This window comes from Monashia sp. HAY1-5C (assembly GCF_056755255.1).
The window spans coordinates 1-3615 of the sequence record NZ_JBPGXG010000225.1 but is presented as its reverse complement, the minus strand read 5'-3'; the positions used below and the strand labels follow the sequence as shown (position 1 = coordinate 3615).

Sequence of the window (3615 nt, the reverse complement as noted above, 5' to 3'; positions counted from 1 at the left end):
GCCGTGGACCGGTCCGCGAGGCGCTGCAGCGACTCGTCCAGGAGGGGCTGCTGCTCAGCGAGCCCCATCGAGGGGTGTTCATCCCGGTGCTCACCGAGGACGACGTCTCGGACATCTACCTGGCACGTGAGGCCCTCGAGTTCGCCGCCCTGCGGACGATCGTGGCCAAGGATGCCTCGGGCGCAGCCGCCCACGCGCTCGACCGCAACGTCACCCTGATGGAGAAGGCGGCGGCGGCGGGGGACTGGGAGGCCGTCGGTGTCTACGACCTGGACTTCCACGTGGCCCTGGTCGATGCCAGTGGCAGCCCGCGGCTGCGGCGGATGTTCAGCACGGTCATCTCCGAGACGAGGCTCTGCCTCGGCGTGCTCACCGCGGCTGACAGCCGGGCCAACCTCGTGGGCGAGCACCGGCAGATCTGCGACCTGATGACCGAAGGCAGGACCGAGCAGGCGCTGGCGGTCCTCAAGAAGCACTTCGACGACGCGGTGGCCACGCTGTCCAACCGGCGGCCTGCTGCCGCCACGACCGCTCGTGATGGGCGTTGAGGAGGGGCTGATGAGCCAGGTGGTGGAGCAGGAGCGCAGTGTGGGTGTGGTGCACGAGATCGATCCCCTGCTGGAGATCCGGGGGCTGCGGGTGGACTTCCCGGACGTGCCGGGCACGCCGGCGATCGACGGGATGGACCTGAAGGTCGGCCGGGGTGAGATCGTCGCGCTGGTCGGGGAGTCCGGATCGGGCAAGAGCCTGACCGCGTTGACGGTGATGGGGCTGCTGCCCCCGGGCGCGGAGGTGCTCGGCGGGCAGGCCCGCCTCGAGGGTGAGGACCTGCTGGCGATGCCGTCCAAGCGGCGCAACGAGGTCCGCGGGCACAAGGTCGGGATGCTGTTCCAGCAGCCGAAGGTGATGCTGGACCCGACCGCGCGGGTGTGGACCCAGGTGGCCGAGTCGCTGCGCACGCACCGCAACGTCGGCCGCCGGGAAGCCAAGGCGCGGGTGGTGGAGTTGCTGCGGGATGTCGGCATCCCGGAACCGGCCCGGCGGGCCTCGGCGTTCGCCTACCAGCTGTCCGGGGGGATGGCCCAGCGGGTCATGATCGCGGCCGCGCTCAGCGCCGACCCGCAGCTGTTGATCGCCGACGAGCCGACCACCGCGCTCGATGTCACCGTGCAGGCCCAGATCCTGGACCTGCTCAAGGCCAAGCGAGACGAGCTGGGCCTGTCGATCCTGCTGATCACCCACGACCTGGGCATCGTGTCGGCGATGGCCGACCGGGTCGCGGTGATGTACGCGGGCCGGATCGTGGAGGACGGCGCGACGCGCGACATCTTCGATGACCCGCAGCACCCGTACACCCAGGCGCTGCTGCGGGCCTCGCTGCTGGAGGCCGAGCGGGGCCAGCTGTTCTCCATCCCGGGCAGCGTCGCCGCGGCCCGGGCCCTGGAGCACGGCTGCCGGTTCCTGCCCCGGTGCGCGATGGCCGCGCAGCTGGGCATCAGCGACACCTGCCGTGGCGTGGAGCCGGAACTGCACACCTGCGGCGAGCACGAGCACCACAGTCGATGCTACGCATCCCGAGAGCACGCGGAGGCCCGATGAGCACCAGCACCCCCCTGCCGGCGCCCACCACCCGGCCCACCACCGGGCCCGCCACGGGGCCCACCACCGGACCCGCCACGGGGCCCACGGCCGGGTCCGGCGGTGAGCCGCTGCTGGCGGTCCGGGACCTGGTCAAGCACTACCCCGCCGGGCGGGGCAAGCGGGTGCACTCCGTGGACGGGGTGTCCTTCACGGTCGGCAAGGGCGAGGTGCTCGGGCTGGTCGGGGAGTCCGGCTGCGGCAAGAGCACCCTGGCCCGGACGATCCTGCAGGCCGTGCCGGCGACCTCCGGGCATGTGATGTTCGACGGGCGGGACATCACCGGCGCCACCGGCGCCCAGCTCAAGGCGCTGCGCCGCTCGATGCAGTTCGTCTTCCAGGACCCCTACGGCGCGTTCGACCCGAAGATGACCCTGGGCACCAGCCTGGAGGCGCCGCTGCGCCACCACGGCGTCAAGGACAAGACCCAGCGCCGCGAACGGATGCTGGCCATGCTCGAACGGGTCGGCCTCGAGGAGGCCATCTTGTCCCGGCGCCCGCAGGAGTGCTCCGGCGGGCAGCTGCAGCGCATGGTCATCGCCAGGGCGCTGCTGCTGCAGCCCACGTTCCTCATCTGCGACGAGCCGACCTCGGCGCTGGACGCCTCGATCCGGGCCCAGATCCTCAACCTGCTCGTCGAGCTGAAGGACCAGCTGGACCTGACCCTCGTGCTCATCTCCCACGACCTGCGCGTCGTGCGCTACCTGTGCGACCGGGTCGCGGTCATGTACCTGGGCCAGATCGTCGAGGTCGCCCCCCGCGACGAGCTGTTCACCTACCCCCGCCACCCCTACACCCGGGTCCTGCTCGCGGCCTCCCTGGCCGAGACCACCGACACCACCGGGACCGCCACCCGGCTCACCGGCGAACCCCCCAGCCCGATCGACCCCCCGACCGGCTGCCGCTTCCACCCCCGCTGCCCCATGGCCCAGGACATCTGCCGCACGACCGCGCCGGAGCTGTCCAGGCCGGGGGACGACCACACCGTCACCTGCCACTTCTGGGACAGCTGAACCCGCTTCCTCCCGCCCCACCAGACGAAGGGCTGCCCCCTGATGGGACACGACCACGGCAACGGCCATGACCACGACCACGCCCATGGCCACGCGGACGAGCACGGTGACGCACCCGGCCGGAGGAACGGGCACGGGCACGGGCACGGGCACAGCCACGGGCTGAGCGCCGCCGAGGCGCTGAGCGCGGGTGCCCGCTACCGGCGACCGCTCATGATCGCCTTCCTGCTCACCCTGTCCTTCGTGGCGGTCGAGATCGTCGTCGGCATCGTCTCCGGCTCGCTGGCGCTGCTGTCCGACGCGGGGCACATGCTGTCCGACGCCGGTGGGCTCGGGATGTCGCTGGCCGCCATCTCCCTCGCCGGCGCCGGCTCCGTGGCCGCCCACCGGACCTTCGGCTGGTACCGGCTGGAGATCCTCGCCTCGCTGGTCAACGCGCTGCTGCTGTTCGCGGTCGCGGGCTACGTCGTCTACGAGGCGATCGACCGGCTGCGGGACGGCGCCCACGAGGTGGCCTCCACACCGATGATCGTCGTGGCCCTGGTGGGGCTGCTCGTCAACCTGGTCTGCTTCCGGCTGCTCCAGGCCGGGGCCAAGGAGAGCCTCAACCTGCGCGGCGCCTATCTCGAGGTCGTCGCCGACGCCGTCGGGTCGGTGGGTGTGCTGGTCGGCGCCGCGGTCATCGCGGTGACCTCGTGGTACTGGGTCGACTCGGTGATCGCGGTCGGCATCGGCGTGTTCATCCTGCCGCGTGCGTACCGCCTCGGGGCCGAGGCGCTCCGGATCCTGGTGGAGTCCGCGCCGGCCCACATCGACGTCGACCAGGTGGCGCGCGACCTCGAGCAGCTCGACGGGGTCGTCGAGGCCCACGACCTGCACGTGTGGACGATCACCTCTGCGATGGACGCCATGAGCGTGCACCTGAAGGTCGTGCCGGGCGCGGACATGCACGCGGTGCTCGACC

Annotated in this window: 4 protein-coding genes; all 4 read left to right on the top strand. The window is 71.8% G+C overall.

Annotated features, from left to right (window positions below):
- Positions 1-548, top strand: a 548-nt coding sequence (locus ACR9ZK_RS21025) for a GntR family transcriptional regulator (protein ID WP_481343912.1), incomplete at its 5' end; no start/stop codon positions are given.
- Between the two features lie 10 nt (positions 549-558).
- Positions 559-1599: an ABC transporter ATP-binding protein gene (locus tag ACR9ZK_RS21020; protein ID WP_481343911.1), complete on the top strand. Its 1041-nt coding sequence runs from the start codon at positions 559-561 to the stop codon at positions 1597-1599.
- Positions 1596-2651 carry an ABC transporter ATP-binding protein gene (locus ACR9ZK_RS21015; protein WP_481343910.1) on the top strand — a complete coding sequence of 352 codons (1056 nt, stop codon included), beginning with the start codon at positions 1596-1598 and terminating at the stop codon, positions 2649-2651. The genes ACR9ZK_RS21020 and ACR9ZK_RS21015 overlap by 4 nt, the downstream gene beginning before the upstream one ends.
- A gap of 42 nt (positions 2652-2693) precedes the next feature.
- Positions 2694-3615 (top strand): cation diffusion facilitator family transporter (locus tag ACR9ZK_RS21010; protein WP_481343909.1); only part of this gene is annotated, 922 nt, incomplete at its 3' end.

Excerpts from the sequence above, each read along its gene's own strand:
- ACR9ZK_RS21015 (WP_481343910.1), top strand. The coding sequence starts at position 1,596 with ATGAGCACCAGCACCCCCCTGCCGGCGCCCACCACCCGGCCCACCACC.
- ACR9ZK_RS21020 (WP_481343911.1), top strand. The coding sequence starts at position 559 with ATGAGCCAGGTGGTGGAGCAGGAGCGCAGTGTGGGTGTGGTGCACGAG.